The 16354-nt window shown below is 70.2% G+C and carries 12 protein-coding genes and 1 pseudogene; 6 read left to right on the plus strand and 7 right to left on the minus strand.

Annotated elements, in window-relative coordinates:
- Positions 1–173 precede the first annotated feature (173 nt).
- Positions 174–3992, plus strand: a complete 3819-nt coding sequence (locus ACIP60_RS21370; protein WP_400686700.1) for a LamG-like jellyroll fold domain-containing protein — start codon at positions 174–176, stop codon at positions 3990–3992.
- Positions 3993–4681: 689 nt separating this feature from the next.
- On the opposite strand, the gene ACIP60_RS21375 is transcribed toward ACIP60_RS21370, so the two are convergent.
- The gene (locus tag ACIP60_RS21375) at positions 4682–5164 is read right to left on the minus strand and encodes an RICIN domain-containing protein (RefSeq protein WP_400686702.1); all 483 of its coding nucleotides are present in this window, start codon (positions 5162–5164) and stop codon (positions 4682–4684) included.
- Positions 5165–5429: 265 nt separating this feature from the next.
- On the opposite strand from ACIP60_RS21375, the gene ACIP60_RS21380 reads away from it, so the two are divergent.
- Entirely contained in the window at positions 5430–6023 is a 594-nt protein-coding gene (locus tag ACIP60_RS21380) for a TlpA family protein disulfide reductase (protein ID WP_400686704.1), read from the plus strand.
- 147 nt (positions 6024–6170) lie between these two features.
- On the opposite strand, the pseudogene ACIP60_RS21385 reads toward ACIP60_RS21380, so the two are convergent.
- The 4 genes and pseudogenes from ACIP60_RS21385 to ACIP60_RS21400 form a co-directional block, all read right to left on the minus strand.
- Positions 6171–6773 (minus strand): annotated as a pseudogene (locus ACIP60_RS21385) (transposase); the annotation flags it as partial.
- A 174-nt stretch (positions 6774–6947) separates the two neighbouring features.
- Entirely contained in the window at positions 6948–7262 is a 315-nt protein-coding gene (locus tag ACIP60_RS21390) for a transposase (protein ID WP_400686706.1), read from the minus strand.
- 548 nt (positions 7263–7810) lie between these two features.
- Positions 7811–8164: a hypothetical protein gene (locus ACIP60_RS21395; RefSeq protein ID WP_400686708.1), complete on the minus strand. Its 354-nt coding sequence runs from the start codon at positions 8162–8164 to the stop codon at positions 7811–7813.
- 139 nt (positions 8165–8303) lie between these two features.
- A complete protein-coding gene (locus ACIP60_RS21400; RefSeq protein ID WP_400686710.1) occupies positions 8304–9650 on the minus strand; it encodes an acyltransferase in 1347 nt (448 codons plus the stop codon).
- Between the two features lie 316 nt (positions 9651–9966).
- On the opposite strand from ACIP60_RS21400, the gene ACIP60_RS21405 reads away from it, so the two are divergent.
- The gene (locus ACIP60_RS21405; protein ID WP_400686712.1) at positions 9967–11526 is read left to right on the plus strand and encodes an APC family permease; all 1560 of its coding nucleotides are present in this window, start codon (positions 9967–9969) and stop codon (positions 11524–11526) included.
- A gap of 118 nt (positions 11527–11644) precedes the next feature.
- On the opposite strand, the gene ACIP60_RS21410 is transcribed toward ACIP60_RS21405, so the two are convergent.
- Positions 11645–12295 (minus strand): NAD(P)-dependent oxidoreductase, encoded by a 651-nt coding sequence (locus ACIP60_RS21410; protein ID WP_400686714.1) that lies wholly within the window; start codon positions 12293–12295, stop codon positions 11645–11647.
- Between the two features lie 325 nt (positions 12296–12620).
- On the opposite strand from ACIP60_RS21410, the gene gcl reads away from it, so the two are divergent.
- Positions 12621–14402 carry a glyoxylate carboligase gene (gene gcl, locus ACIP60_RS21415; protein ID WP_400686716.1) on the plus strand — a complete coding sequence of 594 codons (1782 nt, stop codon included), beginning with the start codon at positions 12621–12623 and terminating at the stop codon, positions 14400–14402.
- Positions 14403–14442: 40 nt separating this feature from the next.
- Here gcl and ACIP60_RS21420 read toward each other — a convergent pair whose 3' ends face one another.
- Positions 14443–14595 (minus strand): hypothetical protein, encoded by a 153-nt coding sequence (locus ACIP60_RS21420; protein WP_400686718.1) that lies wholly within the window; start codon positions 14593–14595, stop codon positions 14443–14445.
- Positions 14596–14694: 99 nt separating this feature from the next.
- Here ACIP60_RS21420 and ACIP60_RS21425 point away from each other — a divergent pair, with 99 nt between their 5' ends.
- Together ACIP60_RS21425 and ACIP60_RS21430 are read left to right on the plus strand one after the other, a co-directional pair.
- Positions 14695–15321, plus strand: coding sequence for a TetR family transcriptional regulator (locus ACIP60_RS21425; protein ID WP_400686720.1), 627 nt, complete (start codon positions 14695–14697; stop codon positions 15319–15321).
- A 99-nt stretch (positions 15322–15420) separates the two neighbouring features.
- Entirely contained in the window at positions 15421–16239 is an 819-nt protein-coding gene (locus ACIP60_RS21430; RefSeq protein WP_400686722.1) for a trypsin-like peptidase domain-containing protein, read from the plus strand.
- Positions 16240–16354: the final 115 nt, after the last annotated feature.

Below are 16354 nucleotides of genomic sequence, written 5' to 3' on the forward strand. Positions count from 1 at the left end.
GATCATTCCCCAGTCCTCTGCCCGACCGGGCGGGAGTCTTCCGTTGGAGATCGCCCATGGCCCTGCGCCCTCGCCGCCCCCTCAGCGGCCGCGTGTCACTCGCCGCTCTGGTGGCCCTGTGGACATGCGCACTACCTGCCTCGATTCCCCACGCCCACGCCGCGACCGAGGGGTTGACCGCCGACCAGGTCGCGGCGGCCGACCGGTCGCACCTCGATGCCTCCCAGGCGTCGTCCGAGGCCGAGCGGGCACTGGCCTCGGCGAAGTCCACCGGCGCCCAGGTGCCCGTCCCCGGGCTGACCACCGAGTTCAGCGAGACCGACGCGACGCCGCAGGGCCACCTGTACCAGTCGCTGCACCTGGAGCAGCAGCGGATGCGCAAGGACGGCCAGTGGGCCGACCTGGACGCCACCCTGGTGGCGAACCCCGACGGCAGCTACTCGCCCCGGGTCTCTCCCAGCGGCCTGCGGCTGTCGAAGGGCGGGGGCGACCAGCTCGCCACCCTGACCGCTCCCGGTGGTGAACAGCTCTCCCTCACCTCGCCGTTGCCGCTGTCCGCGCCCCGGGTCAGCGGCGACTCGTTGACCTACACCGTCGACCAGGACACCGAACTGAAGGTGACCGCGACCAAGTTCGGTGGCTTCACCACCGTCCTCGTCCTGAAGTCGGCGGCGGCGGCGGCCAATCCGGCGCTCAAGTCGCTCCGCTTCGGCACCCGGACCACGGGCGTGGCGGTCTCCTCCGACGCCGGCGACAACCTCACCGCCACCGCGTCCGACGGCAGGACGCTCTGGCACGCGCCGGCGCCGATGATGTGGGACAGCAGCCAGGCCACCACGGCGGGCGCTCCCGCCGCCCGCACGCGCACCGCCGCCGCCGCGACCGCGGGCGGCTCGGACACCACGGAGCCGCCCCTCGCCGGGAGTTCGGCCGACGGACCGGGGCAGGGAGCGCGCGTCGCCCGGATGCCGGTCACCACGGACTCCTCGGGCATCACCCTGACGCCCGACCAGGACCTGCTCGCCAGCGGCACCGGCCCCTGGTACATCGACCCGGCGTGGACGCCCACCTCGGTCGGCAACAACCTCTGGAACTGGGTCCAGTCCGCCTACCCCACCCTCAACAACGACAACCACACCGGGAGCAGCAGCTCGGACTACCCCGGCATCGGCCGGTGCGGCTCCTACCCGGCCGGCGGCTCCTGCAGCCCGGCGTCGACCTACCACACCTACTACCGCTTCGACCTCTCCGCGCTGGGCGGCGCGGTGGTCGACTACGCCCAGCTGAACCTGGAGCAGCGGTACTCGGCGAACTGGTCCTGCACGACCACGTACGACGTGACCGCCTACCGCACCGACAACCTGGCCAACGGCACCACCTGGAACACCCAGCCGACCAGGCGGGACTACCTGGGGGCCCGGCAGATCGGCGGTACCGGCTCGTCCGGCTGCGGGGGCAACATCCCGTTCAACTACGACGTGACGGGCGTCGTCGGGAGCAATGCGGGCGGCAGCATCAGCTTCCAGATCGCCACCGCGAACGAGAGCGACGTCAACGCCTTCAAACGGCTGACCACCGGCGCCAGCCTCGGCGTCCTGTACGACAAGTACCCGGACGTGCCGCAGAACCCGCGCACCAGCCCGATCACCCCGCGCACCGGCGTGCCCAACGCGCCCGACCTCGAGTCCTGCGCGGAGGTCCCGGAGTCCTCCTTCGGCTGGATCACCTCCAAGGACCTCAGCCTCAGCTCGACCGTCCGCTCCCCCAACCAGGGCCAGCTGACCGAATGGGCGAGCATCTGGGACCTGCACACCGGCAAGTCCGCCGAGGGCTGGAGCGGCTTCGTCACCTCCGGCAACCAGGCGAGCTACCCGGTGCCCGCCGGCTTCCTCGAGGACGGCCACAGCTACGGCTGGGCGGCCAAGGGCGACGACGGCCTGCTGCGCGGCAGCCCGACCCCGACCTGCCACTTCCGCGTCGACCTGACGCCCCCGACCCTCTCCCTCCCCGGCAGCGCGGACGGCCCGGCCGTCACCGACCTGTCCACCCAGTTCCCGCCCGCCGGCAACGGCCAGACGACCACCCTGCACGTCGGCCAGAGCGGCACGATCCCGTTCACCGCCGCCGACGCCCTCCCGGCCGGCCTGCAGCACTCCGGCGTCGCCGCCGTGCACTGGAGCTTCAACCCCTGCATGTGCGACCCGTACGTCCAGCACGCGTACTTCGGCACCCTGCCCGCACAACTGCCGGTCACCCAGCTGCCGGTGACCCCGACCCACTGGGGCACCAACACCGTCTACGTCCAGGTCGAGGACAACGCCGGCAACAAGACCCAGCTCACCCCGTACACCTTCTCCGTCCCGTGGTCCCCGACCCCCCTGGCCTACGGCGACGTCTCCGGCGACGGCTACCCCGACATCCTCGCCGCCGGCGACGACGGCCGGCTCCTCGACTACGGCCAGGGGGTCGACTTCGCGGCGGCGCCGGCCGCGGCCACCGTCGGCCAGGCGCCCCCCGGCAGCTCCTGGAAGGACCTGCGCACCAGCCACCGCGGCACGATCGACGGAGGCGACAACGTCGACAGCCTGTTCGTCCACAAGGACCCCGGCACGGACGGAAACGGCGGAGGGATCGAGCTCTTCTACTACCCGAACAACCAACTGGACAACGGGAAATTCGATCTCGCCGCCGCCGTGACACTCGCTCGGCCCGACTGCGTCCAGAACTGCACGGGTTACGGCAGCATCGGTTCCTGGGCCACCGTCAGCCAGATCACCCCGATCGGCTCCGACGACGCCACCCTCAAACCCACTGACCCCAGCAAGCGCACTGGTGTCCTCGCAGTCGAACAGGGAAATCTCTGGTACTACCCGAACCTCGGCACCACCAGGACCAACTCGGCGGGCAAGGCCACGTACTTCGGTCCGCCCACGAAACTCACCAGCGACGGCAGTTGGGGCAACTACGACCTGATGGTCCCCGGCAACACCCTCGCCGACGGCAAGCCGGCGCTCTGGGTGCGCGCCCGCGCCACCTCGGGCACGGTGACCGCGGGCGACGTCTACCAGTACGCCTTGGCCTTCGGTTCCGCCACCACTGCGGACGGGGTCGCCTACACCACCGTCACGGGCCTGACCGCCAGCCCGGTCGGCCGCCTCGCGTCCGGTCTCACCGTGGCCGCGTTCCCCCAGGTCGGAGCGGTGGGCGACCTCAACGGCGACGACATCCCCGACCTCTGGGGCTTCGTCGGCTCCACCAGCCGCGTCACCACCTGGGTGGGGGTGACGACCGACCGGACCAACAGGACCCCGGTCACCTCGCTCAGCCCCCGGGACCGCCAGTGGCTCCTCGACCCGACCGTCAAGGGCACCGACGCGGCCGGCAGCACGGGCATCGCGGCCAACCCGATCGGCAGCGTCACCTGGAGCACCGACGCCCCGTCAGGCACCAGGCTGGCCGGTTCCGCGGGGCTCGCCAGCGCCGACGGCCGGACCGGCGCGGGGGCGCTCAGCCCGAACATCGCCAGCCCCGGTACCACCGGAAGCTACACCGTGAGCGTCTGGGCGAAGATCGACAACACCGACGACTTCTCCACCGTCATGTCCCAGACCGCCCAGACCCGCAGCCCCTTCTACCTGCAGTACAGCAAGTCGGCCGGGACCTGGGCGTTCGTCGGCACCTCCGCCGACAGCGCCGCCACCGCCTACTACACCGCCGCGGCCAACTCCCCGGCCGTCCCCGGGAAGTGGACCCACCTCGTCGGCACCTACGACGCGACGAGCAAGACCATGACGCTGTACGTCAACGGCACCTACGCGGGCTCCACCGTGGTCCCGTCCACCTGGGCGTCCACCGGCAACCTCACCATCGGAGCCAACCGCTATCCCGACGGCAGCCTCGACAACAAGACCGCCGGCAACGTCGCCGACGCCCGCACCTACCCCTACACCCTCAGCACCGAACAGGTCGCCGCACTCTACGCGACCTCCTGACCCATGAAAAAGACGTGGGCTCGGAACCGATCAAGGTTCCGAGCCCACACGCAGCTGGCCGGCCTGCTTGCCTACGTCGAGCGCGGCCCGCGCGGCACCCCCGTGGTCGAGGGCTTCCGCGACCACGAAGCCCACGCCGAGTTGCGCCCATGCTAGATGTGCCGAGGCTCGGTCTACGGCGAGGCGGATACCAGCCTTGGTGTTCAGCCTGCTCAAGGGAGGCCCTGCGAGGCGAGATGAGGGGTGGTGCCTGAATCCGGGCCGGTATGCAGTTCGACCTCCGCTCACGCATCCGTCATATCCGCGCTATGGCGGCTGACACAGGCGCGGCATAGCGGCATACCGGGGAAATCGGCGGCAGAACCGGCAAGCCCCCGCGCCGAAGGACGCGGGGGCTCGCCGGCCTTGAATGACAATCTGGCCATCAGCCTTCCACGCTCAGCGCCTTCGTCCGCCCCTCACCATCGCATTGGCGGCGCGAAAGATGTTCCGGTGGAGGAATCCCAGAAAATCAGTTCAGCAGTGCGGAAATCATGCCGATATTCTCCAGATCGCGAACCGGCTCACGTGAAGCAGTCTCTCGAATCCGAGTCAAAAATTGTGCGGATTATTTCACTCGACCGGGAAACGTGGGAAACTCGAATTCTTCTTTATGGGATTCCGATCCGGGCGGCGGCGCCCCCTGATGGCTACGTGTAGTTCCACTTCTGGTTGGCACCGCTGCTGAGGCTCCACTGGTCGGCAACTGCCCCGTTCTGCGTATTCCACCCGAGAATTTCGAGATAGAGGCCGCTGTTCCGGTTCTGTATGAACTGGTAGCTGCCGCCGTCGGCGCTGAGGATGTCCCACTTCTGATTAGCGCCAGCAGTGCAATCCCACTGGTCGGCCACTCCGCCCGGTCCAGTACTCCAGTCCTTGATCTCCATGCACTTGCCGCTGTACTGGTTCACCCAGCGCCCTTGGCCGTCCCAGGTCCAGTTTTGGTTGGCGCCGCCGGTGCAGTCCCACTGTCGAATACCGGCACCGTTGGCGGTGCTCCAGTCCGTGACTTCGAGACACTTGCCGGAGTTGACATTGATGAGTCGGCTGCCGAAAGTCGTGGCCGAGGCATCTCCCGTCGGAAGGATCGAGACGGTCGCCGCAATCGCCAACGTCGCGGCAGCTGCCCCCAAGCGCTTCCCTGCAAATGACATTTAAAACCCCCAGATCAATGGGGCGAATCGCCCACTTCTTCCCTCTTGGCCGGGCAGGACAATGGTCCGGCTCCGACTGAATTCATTCGATCACACCCGGCCGTCGAGAATCAACGGATTTATCAATTTGGATGCAATCTTAGATTTTGCTTACATTTCCCCGAGTTCTTTAAATTTGCCCACATTTTGTCTATATGTGTAGCCGTGGTGCGGTGCCGTCTTGGCGGTATGAGAGGATCGCTGCATGTCTCGACAAGCCCGCACCCGCCTATACGCCCGCGGAACCGCTTCAGCTCTTTCCGCGCTTCTTCTTGCAGGATGCTCGTCATCGAGTTCAGGTGGCGGCGATGGCAACGGTTTCGTCACAGGCAAGAAGGGCTTGGCCGAGGCGCCAGTTGGGCGGCGCACACCAGCTCCGGACATCACCGGTGTCAATGTGGACGGCGGCGGTGCCCTCAAGCTCTCCGACTATCGCGGCAAGGTGGTCGTCCTCAACGTCTGGGGCTCCTGGTGCAGCCCTTGCCGCAGGGAGGCCTCGGGCCTACAGGCGACCAGTCAGAAGTACGGTGATCAGGTCCAGTTCCTCGGCATCAACACCCGGGACACCGACCCCGCCAACGCCGTCGCGTTCGAGAAGAACTTCGGGGTCACCTACCCGAGCATCTACGACCCGGACGGCGCCGAGATCCTCAAGTTCCCCAAGAACAGCCTCAACCCGCAAGCGATCCCGACGACGATCATCATCGACCGCCAGGGGAACATGGCGGCCCGTGCCTTGCGGGCCATCGGGCCGGAAGATCTGGAAACCATGATCCAGCCCGTTCTCGCAGAGCAGTAAGTGGTGTCGTGCGTCAAGTAGGTGGCAGGTTTTCGGTTGGGGAAAGTTGGGGACGAGCGGGTCCGCGGCGCCGGTGTGGACGTCGTGAGGCCGGTTCCATGCCAGGGCCTCGTGCGGTCGGACGGTGTTGTAGTCGCGCCGGTAGTCCTCGGCGTGCCGGACGAGGTCGAGGGCGTCAGGTATCTCCTCGAGGAACGGCTTCTCGTACTTGAGCGAGCCGAAGCCGCGCTCGCGTGAGCCGTTCTGGCCCGGAGTGCGGACCCGGGTGCGAACGTGCCGCAGTTCCGGTCGGGTGGCGATGAAGGCCTCGATGCGGAACGAGCGGAACGGTCCGCCGTTGTCGGTGATGATGGTGACCAGCGGCTTCACGGTCCCGTCCGCACCGCGCGGGGCGAGCTCGGCCAGCTGCCTTCCGGCTGGCGACTCCGCTTCCTTGATGGCGAGTTTGATCGCGGCGATGGTGTCGTGCTGGTTCGCGGTGGGCGACACGTGCCAGCCGAGCTCGTACTTCGACCGGTAGTCGCGGTAGCCCGCGAGCCGCCAGGTGCCGCCCGAGGCGGTCTCGAACTCGGAGGAGTCCAGCTGCCAGACCTGGTTCGGCCCGGTCGGCTTGGTCGCGAAGGCGGCCTTGCGGCGGGCGGCGAGCTCGCGCCGCTCCCGCTGGTAGTTCGCCTCAAGCAGCAGGCCCTCGTCCCGCAGCAGCCGCAGCACGGTGGCCTGTGAGACGAGGTGGCCGTCGTGGCGGCACATCGCCTAGACCTTGCGGTGGCCCCAGGCCGGATGCGCCAGCGTGGGCCGGGCGCGGCCACGGTCCGCGAGCCGGTACGTCCTGGCGGGCGCGGGCCTGGTGGCGACGCCAGGTCCGCTCGGGCACGCCGATCAGACGGCAGAACCTCGCGGTCGGCACCCCCGTCTCGGTGCGGATCACCTCGAGGTCCTCGAAGGGCCCAGCCGGTCCTCCGCGGACTTCTTCCACACCCACAGCTCTATCGCAGCCTCACCAAGCGCCTGCGCCAAGTCCACGATCTGCGATTCGAGTTGCTGTTCCCGAGTGCTGGGGCCGGACTTGCCGGCCAGTCCTGCGTGGCCCGACTCCAGGAAATGACGCTTCCAGGTGCCGATCGACTGCTCGGACATCTTCGCCAGCCCCGCCGCCTCGACGACGGTCATCTCACCGGCCAGGATCGACAACACGATCCGGACCTTCTCCTCCGGCGGAAGCGTCGGCAGTCTCACCATGGTCGATCAGACTCCTCCGGGCAGAGCCCGCGAGAAACGAGCCCTGCCACAAAGTCTGACGCGGGACAGTTGAGTCGCTGGGGGTGACGGTTTCGATGTGCAAGGCTGGCTCTTTGGCTACGCTCTGTGATGGATCGAGTAGATGAAGAGGTGCTGCGACCTACGGGCCTGCCGCGAGGTCCAGCTTCGCTCGGCGCGCGCAGAAAGTGGCGGGCCTGCGATACTGGCGAGGTCGCTGCGATGGCCCAGCTACCGGGTATCAAGGGGCTGGCAGGCTCCTTCGCAGCACGGATTCGACACGTATGAAGCCGAGAATCGCGGAGAGGTTGCGAGAAGTCTAGAGAGTCATTCTCGCAGGTCAGACTCATGATGGCTGGCGTTTCCGCAGGTCAGAGACTCGCTCGTAGAAAACTTACAAGGCGGATGTCGGCGGTTCGAAACCGTCTGCGCCCACTCTGGAGATGCAGGTCGAAGGCCCCGCCACCGAACCGGGTGGCGGGGCCTTCGGCGTGGGCGGCGGCTGGTGGCGCCCGGTGGCGCTTCGGCGGCTACCGGAACTCGTGCACCACCTGGATGTCGCCGACGAGGTGGGTGTTGAACTCGTCCAGTTCCTCGGCGGGGACCCACAGTTCGAGGATGGTCTCGCCGCCCGCCTGCCGGACGGGGTACCGGCGCAGGAACTCCGACTCGACCTCGAAGCGGGTCACGAATCCGGCGCCGTCGTGCTTGACGTTCCAGTCCCGCGCGATCCGGATCGCGTAGTCCTCGTTGAGGACCGGGTAGAAGATCGGCTGCTCGGGCAGGCGGGGCGGCCAGGCGCGCCAGCTCAGTTCGCGGACCAGTTCCAGTTCCCTGGGGCCGGTGGGTCGCCACAGGGTCGTCGTCGGACGCTCGCTGGTCATGGGGCTGCTCTCCGCACTCGGCCGGGCCGCCGGTGCGGCTCGGGGGAGACCGGACGCTACCGGTGTCACGAGCCTTCCGGCCAGCGGGTTTCGGGCCGGGCCGTCCACCGGGCGGAGGGCGGAGGACGGTGGGCGCGGTTCAGAGGAGTCGGCGCGGGGCGACGGCCGGGGCGGGGTCGTCGGGGTGGCGGTGCGGGTGGAGGAGGGGAGTGGCGGTGCGGAGCCTGGCGGCGGTGCGGGTGGGGAGGACCAGGGTGTAGAGGTGGCCTTCGCCGCGCGGGCCCTCGACGAGCCAGGAGGTCCAGGGGAGTTGGAGGGTCGCGGCGGGGCTGAAGGCGATCGGGCGGTGGCCGGCCAGGGGGAGGTCCTGGAGGCCGAGGCGGCACCAGCTGGAGATGGTGAGGGTGCGGCGGGCGGGGTCGAAGCCGGCCGGGACGCAGTCGGTGACGCGGTCGCGGCCGATCGTGTCGAGGAAGCGCAGGTTGCTCCGGACGCTGAGGTGCTTCTCGGTGAACTCCTCGACTGCGGTGCGCAGTTCGGCGGCGTACCGGGCGGGTGCGGTGCCGGGGCGGTAGGGCAGCCGGATCTCGCCGAGCAGGTTGCCGAGGGTGCCGTCGGGCAGGCCGAGGACGCGGCGGAGGTTGACCGGCATGGTGAGTGTCTGCTCCTCGTCGCCCGCGCCGTCGAGTTCGCGCAGGACGTGCAGCAGGTGGGCGCAGAGCGCGTCGTTGGCGGAGAGGCGGCGGCCGGCCTCGGTGCTGTACGCGGTGCGCAGGCGGTCGGTCTCGGCGGGGGAGAACCAGACCTGCACGGTGCGGTTGGCGAGCGGGGCGCCAGCGATGGCGCGGCGCAGTTCGGCGGCCTCGGCGGGGTCGGGCAGCCGCAGGGCGGGGGTGCCGCAGTCCTCGGCGGGGAGGTGGGCGTCGAGCTGGAGGTCCCGGTCGGGCGCGCGGAGGACCTCGGGGAGGGCGGTGCCCTCGGTGCACGCGGACCAGGTGCGCATCAGCAGGGCGAAGGTCTGCATGTCGCCGACGGCGTGGTGCCAGGAGACGCCGAGCGCGGCGGCGCCGTCGGCGAGCCGGTTGAGGCGGACGGTGAGCAGCGGCAGCGGTTCGCGGCGGGCCTGGCCGGCCCGGACGTGGTCGACCAGGCCGTTGGCGGGCAGGACCATCCGGTCGAGGGCCTCGGTGAGGGTGTAGGGGGCGTCGGCGACGGTGAAGGGGACGCCGGAGTCGTCGGGGTCGATCCAGAGGCCGCCGCCGTCGTCGGTGCGCAGCCGGCCGGCGAACTCGGGGAGGTGGCCGAGGGCGCGGGCGAGGCCGTCGGCGAGGGCGTCGGGGTCGAGCGGCCGGTCGTGGAAGAAGACCACGGAGACGGGCAGGTCGGCGAGCAGCAGGTCGCCGACGGAGCAGCGGACGGGCCCGGGGCCGGGGCGGCCGGCCCGGACGGTGCGGATCTCGGTGTCGGACGTCAGCGTGCCGGTCATGCCGGTCCCCTCCCTGGAGTGACGGGGGAACGATAGGGGCCCGCGGGCGGCGGAAACCAGAGGTGCCCGAACGGTCGGTTCCGCTTCGCACGGGTATGTGGCGTTTCTCATACTCATGACCGAAAAGGCGGAAACGGGGTGGGGTGCGGTTTTCGTCCCCGGTCGAGCACCGGCTCGGAAGGCCGAAACGAAGGCGATAAGCACTCGAAGATCATGTAATCAACGGAAACGAACCCTATCATCGCGATGAAACCAAGGCGATCTGCTGGCTTCCGCCTCGGCCTGCTGCGGAAACAGTGGGGGTTACGGTTCCGGCATGGTTCAGCTCCACAACCGCCCGAGCCCTGGCGCCGACGCCGCCGCCAGTGCCCCCGGGGGCGTCCGCTCCAAGGGCCTCGACAGCAACTCGGTGGGCCTGCTCGGCAACGCGGTGATCGGCGTGTCCACCGTGGCCCCGGTGTACTGCCTGACCACCACCCTGGGCACCACCGTGGCCGCCGTCGGCCTCCAGATGCCGGCCCTCTTCCTGGCCGGCTTCCTGCCGATGATGCTGGTGGCCTTCGCCTACCGGGAGCTGAACAAGGCGATCCCGGACAGCGGCACCTCGTTCACCTGGACGGTCAAGGCGTTCGGCCCCAAGGTCGGCTGGATGTGCGGCTGGGGCCTGGTGATCGCCACCATCATCGTGCTGTCCAACCTGGCGGGCGTCGCCACCGAGTACCTGTACCTGCTGCTGGGCGAGATCACCCGCAGCGACTCGGTGGCCGCGCTCAACGACGACAAGCTGATCCACGTGGTCACCTGCCTGGCCCTGATCGCGGTCGCCACCCTGATCAGCTACCGCGGCATGACCGCCACCAAGGGCGTCCAGTACGCCCTGGTCGGGCTCCAACTGGCGGTCCTCGCCCTGTTCGGCGTGATGGCGATCGCCAAGGCCACCGGCCGCGGCGCGGCCGGCTCGCTGGACTTCTCCTGGAGCTGGCTCGACCCGTTCCGGGCCGGCTCGTTCACCTCCTTCGTGGCGGGCCTGTCGCTCTCGCTCTTCATGTACTGGGGCTGGGACGCCTGCCTGAGCGCCAACGAGGAGACCGGCGGCAGCGAGAAGACCCCCGGCCGGGCCGCGATGCTCGCCATGGCGGTGCTGGTCGGCTCCTACCTGTTCACCGCCGTCGCGGTGCAGATGTACGCGGGCACCGGCACCACCGGCACCGGCCTGGGCAACCCGGAGACCTCCTCCAACGTGCTCGCCGTGCTGGCCGGCCCGGTGATGGGCACCGGCCTGGGCGTGCTGCTGTTCGTCGCGGTGCTGGCCTCCGCCTCCGCGAGCCTGCAGACCACCTTCATCCCGGTCAGCCGCACCGTGCTGGCGATGAGCGTGTACGAGGCGCTGCCCGCCTCCTTCACCACCGTCAACGAGCGCCACAAGACCCCCGGCCGGGCGATCGTCACCGCGGGCGTCGGCACCGGCGTGTTCTACACCGTGATGACCCTGGTCAGCTCGCACGTGCTGGCCGACACCATCGCCGCGCTGACCCTGATGATCTGCTTCTACTACTCGCTGACCGCGTTCGCCTGCGCCTGGTACTTCCGCCGCGACCTGCGGGCCTCGGTCCGCGACGCGCTGCTCAAGTGCGTCTTCCCGCTGATCGGCGGGCTCACCCTGGCCGCGATCTTCGTCAAGTCGCTGGTCGACATGGCCGACCCCTCGTACGGCAGCGGCAGTTCGGTGTTCGGCGTCGGCTCGGTCTTCGTGGTCGGGGCCGGGCTGCTGGCCCTCGGGCTGGTGGTGATGGCCGTCATGATGCGCCGCAGCCCGGCGTTCTTCCGCGGCGAGGTGCTCACCCGGGACACCCCCGCCCTGGTCATCCCCGACTGAGCCGGGGAGAGCGCGGAGGGCCCCGGAACGCGTTCCGGGGCCCTCCGGCGTACTCCGATCCGGGGTGCCGTACCCGAATCCGGCGCCCGGTCCAGCGCGCGGTGCGCGGCGCGCCCGGTCAGTACGCGACGGTGAAGCGCTCGCCGAGGTGCTTCGGGTGCTCGACCTCGTCCAGCAGCGCCACCGCGTAGTCCTCGGTGGAGATCCGGCTCTCGCCGTCGGCGCCGATCAGCAGGTCCTCCAGGCCCTCGCGGTAGCCGCCGGTGCGCTCGCCGGGGGCGATGGTGCCGGCCGGGGAGAGGTTGGTCCAGCGCAGGTCGGTGACGGTGCGCAGGTAGTCGAGCGCGTCGCCGTGGGCGTGCATGATCTGCAGCAGGAACTCCGGCAGGCCCTCGGCGTCCCAGACCCGCTTGCCGTCGGGGGTGCGCAGCGAGCCCGCGCCGCCCACCGTGACCAGCCGCGGCGCGTCGGCGCCCAGCGTGCGCAGCCCCGCCACCAGCGACTCGAAGGACGGCGCGATCAGCGCCTGGTGGCCCGGCCCATCGCCGCCGCCGACCGCGCTGACCACCACGTCGGCGCCCTTGGCGTGCTCGGCCACCGAGGCCGGGTCGAGCACGTCGCCGACCGCCACGGTCAGCGCCGGGTGGGCGGCGGTCAGCTTGGCGGGGTCGCGGACCACGGCGGTCACGGTGTGGCCGCGGCGCAGCGCCTCGTCCAGCACGCGGGAGCCGATGGTGCCGGTGGCGCCGTACAGGGTGATGGTGCTCATCGCGGGGGTGTCTCCTCTGGTGGGTCTGCTGCGGATCGCCGAGGCCGCCGGGTCCGCCGGGGCCGTAGTGGGCCCGGCGCTTGGCGTTTTCCGTCGACAGCACGACCGTACGGGCGTTCCGGGCAGGTGGGCGAGGTGCCGGGCCGACAGGGCCTGGTGAAAAACGGACAGCCGGTGGCGGCGGGGGAGCGGCCCCGGGACGCGACTCTGCAACGGTTTGTTGAAACGCACCTTGACGACCCCGGCGCGGCCGCCTTAGCTTGCTTTCGCATCCCAAAACTATTCTTCCGCATCGCGGAAGAAGCGTCGACGGCAGGAGTAGCCGATGCCCCGCATGACAGCCGCCCGCGCGGCCGTGGAGATCCTCAAGCTCGAAGGCGTCGAGGTGGCGTTCGGTGTGCCCGGCGCCGCGATCAACCCCTTCTACGCCGCGCTCAAGGCGGCCGGCGGCATCCGGCACACCCTGGCCCGGCACGTCGAGGGCGCCTCCCACATGGCCGAGGGCTACACCCGGGCGAAGGCGGGCAACATCGGCGTCTGCGTCGGGACGTCCGGCCCGGCCGGCACCGACATGATCACCGGCCTGTACTCGGCCACCGCCGACTCGATCCCGATCCTGTGCATCACCGGCCAGGCGCCGGTCGCCCGGCTGCACAAGGAGGACTTCCAGGCCGTCGACATCGCCTCGATCGCCAAGCCGGTCACCAAGGCCGCCACCACCGTGCTGGAGGCCGCGCAGGTCCCCGGGGTGTTCCAGCAGGCGTTCCACCTGATGCGCTCCGGGCGGCCCGGGCCGGTCCTGGTCGACCTGCCGATCGACGTCCAGCTCACCGAGATCGAGTTCGACCCCGAGGCGTACCAGCCGCTGCCGGTCTACAAGCCCGCCGCCAACCGGACCCAGATCGAGAAGGCGATCGCGCTGCTCCAGGAGTCCGAGCGGCCGCTGATCGTGGCCGGCGGCGGCGTCGTCAACGCCGACGCGGCCGAACTGCTGCTGGAGTTCGCCGAGTTGACCGGCGTCCCGGTGGTGCCCACGCTGATGGGCTGGGGCGTCGTCCCGGACGACCACGGGCTCAACGCGGGCATGGTCGGCCTGCAGACCTCGCACCGCTACGGCAACGAGAACTTCCTCGCCTCCGACTTCGTGCTCGGCATCGGCAACCGCTGGGCCAACCGCCACACCGGCGGCCTGGACGTCTACACCGCGGGCCGGAAGTTCGTCCACATCGACGTCGAGCCCACCCAGCTCGGCCGGATCTTCCCGCCCGAGCTGGGCATCGCCTCCGACGCGCGGGCCGCGCTGGTGCTGCTGCTGGAGGTGGCCCGCGAACTGGCCGCCGCCGGGGAGCTGAAGGACCGCCGGGAGTGGGCCGCGAGCACCCAGCGGCGGCGGGCCGAGCTCCAGCGCAGGACCCACTTCGACGACGTGCCGCTCAAGCCGCAGCGGGTCTACGAGGAGATGAACCGGGCCTTCGGCCCCGAGACCCGGTACGTCACCACCATCGGGCTCTCGCAGATCGCCGGCGCGCAGCTGCTGCACGTCTACCGGCCCCGGCACTGGATCAACTGCGGCCAGGCCGGACCGCTCGGCTGGACCGTCCCGGCCGCCCTCGGCGTCGCCACCGCCGACCCGGAGGGGCAGGTGGTCGCGCTCTCCGGCGACTACGACTTCCAGTTCATGATCGAGGAGTTGGCGGTCGGCGCGCAGCACCGCATCCCGTACGTCCACGTGCTGGTCAACAACGCCTACCTCGGGCTGATCCGGCAGGCGCAGCGCACCTTCGACATCGACTTCCAGGTCAAGCTGGAGTTCGAGAACATCAACGCCCCCGAGCTGGGCGTCTACGGCGTCGACCACGTCCGGGTGGTCGAGGGCCTGGGCTGCAAGGCGATCCGGGTCACCCGGCCCGAGGAACTGCTGCCCGCGTTCGAGCGGGCGAAGAAGCTGGCCGCGGAGTTCCGCGTCCCGGTGGTGGTCGAGGCGGTCCTGGAGCGGGTCACCAACATCTCGATGGCCGCCGCGGACATCGACAAGGTCGTGGAGTGGGAGGAGCTGGCCACCGCGCCCGGCGACGCCCCGACCGCGATCAGGCCGCTGGCGGTGTGACCCCGGGCCGAGCCGGCCCCCTCACCGGCGGCCCGCCCCCTCACCGGCGGGTCGGCCGCCCGGTGCCGCGGTGGTGCTTGCCGAACAGGGCCCACGCGGCACCTACGGCGAGGGCGGCCAGCAGGACCGGGACGGAGAGGTGGGTGATGGCCCAGGCGATCAGGGCCAGCGCGATCAGGGCGACGAGCAGCATGGCGGCACCTCCGCTTTCGGTGAACGAGTGTTCGCTGATTGCCGTTCCGTACTCTACGGGGGCTGGCCAAATTCGGCAAACGACTGTTTACTGAAAGCCGTGACGACGCACTCCGCCCCAGGTGTCCGCCAGGCTCGGAAGCAGGCCAGCCGCCGCGCCCTGCTGGACGCCGCCCTCGGCCTGCTGGCGGAGCAGAACCTGAGCGGCCTGGGGGTGCGCGAGGTGACCCGGGCCGCCGGCCTCTCGCCGGCCGGCTTCTACCGGCACTTCGCGGACCTCGCGGAGCTCGGCGTGGTGCTGGTGGAGGAGTCGCTGGCCAACCTGCACGGGATGATCCGGGCGGTGTTCGCGGGCCGCGGCGAGGCCGAGCTGCTGATCGACCGCTCGGTCGAGGTGATCGCCGCGCACGTGGCGGCGCACCCCGCGTACGTCCGGTTCCTGGCCCGCGAGCGGCACGGCGGGGTGAAGCCCGTACGGGACGCCGTCGCGGCTGAACTGGACCGGTTCGCCGAGGAGTTGGCGGCCCTGCTGGCCGTCCAGCCGGACACCGCCGACTGGTCGGCGCGGGACCGCCGGATGCTGGCGGAGCTGTACGTGGACCGGATGGTCTCCACCGCGCTGGCCCTGGTCGAGGCGGGCCCGGAGGAGCGGGCGGCGATCGCGCGGACGGTGCGCACCCAGCTGCGGCTGATCAACCTGGGGAGCCGTCACTGGACGGCGGACTGACGGCCCGTCAGGGGCGGGTGCACTCTTGACACAGTGTCATGGGCGCGCCAATTTAGGGGAACCCCAGTGGTACCCCCACACCCCCTGAGAGGCACCCTCATGAAGAAGCCGCTCACCGGCGCGCTCTGCGCGCTCGTGCTCGCCGGGGCCACCGCCCTGGTCAACGCCGCCCCCGCGTCCGCCGCCACCGTCAACTTCGCCGGGACGGTCGCGCTCAGCAACTGCTCCGGCTCGCTGGTGCGGATGCCCAACTCGGTGGACAGCGACCCCGGGCTGATCCTCACCAACGGGCACTGCCTGGAGAGCGGCATGCCCGCGGCCGGCCAGGTGATCACCAACCAGTCGTCCAGCCGCAGCTTCACCCTGCTCAGCTCCAGCGGCGGCAACCTCGGCACCGTCAAGGCCAACCGGGTCCTCTACTCGACGATGACCGACACCGACGTCACCCTCTACCGGCTGAGCAGCAGCTACGCCACGATCAGGAACACCTACGGGATATCCCCGCTGACCATGGCCACCGCCCACCCGGTGGCCGGCAGCGCGATCAAGGTGGTCTCCGGCTACTGGAAGAAGATCTACTCCTGCAGCGTGGACGGCTTCGCGTACCGGCTCAAGGAGTCCAGCTGGACCTTCAAGGACTCGGTCCGCTACACCTCCGGCTGCAACATCATCGGCGGCACCTCCGGCTCGCCGGTGGTCGACGCCGGCAGCGGCCAGGTCGTCGCCGTGAACAACACGATCAACGAGGACGGCCAGCGCTGCACCCTGGACAACCCCTGCGAGGTCGACCAGAACGGCACCGTGACCATCCACCAGGGCATCGGCTACGCCCAGGAGACCTACACCATCCCCAACTGCTTCGCCCCGGGCAACGTGCTCGACCTGACCCGGTCCGGCTGCGTGCTGCCCCGCCCGTAGGCCCGCAGCCGCACCCCCTCCGCAGCCACCCGCGCTCCCCTCCGCGGGTGGCTGCGCGCGTTCCGCGGCCGGACGGCCCCCGAGAGCACCGGGAAGCCCCGGCCGGGCCCTTCCG

Origin of the sequence: Kitasatospora sp. NPDC088783 (assembly GCF_044750705.1) — a bacterium.
In the GTDB taxonomy this organism is placed as follows: Bacteria; Actinomycetota; Actinomycetes; order Streptomycetales; family Streptomycetaceae; genus Kitasatospora; species Kitasatospora fiedleri.

Bases quoted from the DNA above. Each gene is read 5' to 3' on its own strand.
- ACIP60_RS21390 (WP_400686706.1), bottom strand. From the start codon at position 7,262: ATGGTGAGACTGCCGACGCTTCCGCCGGAGGAGAAGGTCCGGATCGTG.
- gcl (WP_400686716.1), top strand. From the start codon at position 12,621: ATGCCCCGCATGACAGCCGCCCGCGCGGCCGTGGAGATCCTCAAGCTC.
- ACIP60_RS21380 (WP_400686704.1), top strand. From the start codon at position 5,430: ATGTCTCGACAAGCCCGCACCCGCCTATACGCCCGCGGAACCGCTTCA.
- ACIP60_RS21395 (WP_400686708.1), bottom strand. From the start codon at position 8,164: ATGACCAGCGAGCGTCCGACGACGACCCTGTGGCGACCCACCGGCCCC.
- ACIP60_RS21410 (WP_400686714.1), bottom strand. From the start codon at position 12,295: ATGAGCACCATCACCCTGTACGGCGCCACCGGCACCATCGGCTCCCGC.
- ACIP60_RS21400 (WP_400686710.1), bottom strand. From the start codon at position 9,650: ATGACCGGCACGCTGACGTCCGACACCGAGATCCGCACCGTCCGGGCC.
- ACIP60_RS21430 (WP_400686722.1), top strand. From the start codon at position 15,421: ATGAAGAAGCCGCTCACCGGCGCGCTCTGCGCGCTCGTGCTCGCCGGG.
- ACIP60_RS21405 (WP_400686712.1), top strand. From the start codon at position 9,967: ATGGTTCAGCTCCACAACCGCCCGAGCCCTGGCGCCGACGCCGCCGCC.
- ACIP60_RS21420 (WP_400686718.1), bottom strand. From the start codon at position 14,595: ATGCTGCTCGTCGCCCTGATCGCGCTGGCCCTGATCGCCTGGGCCATC.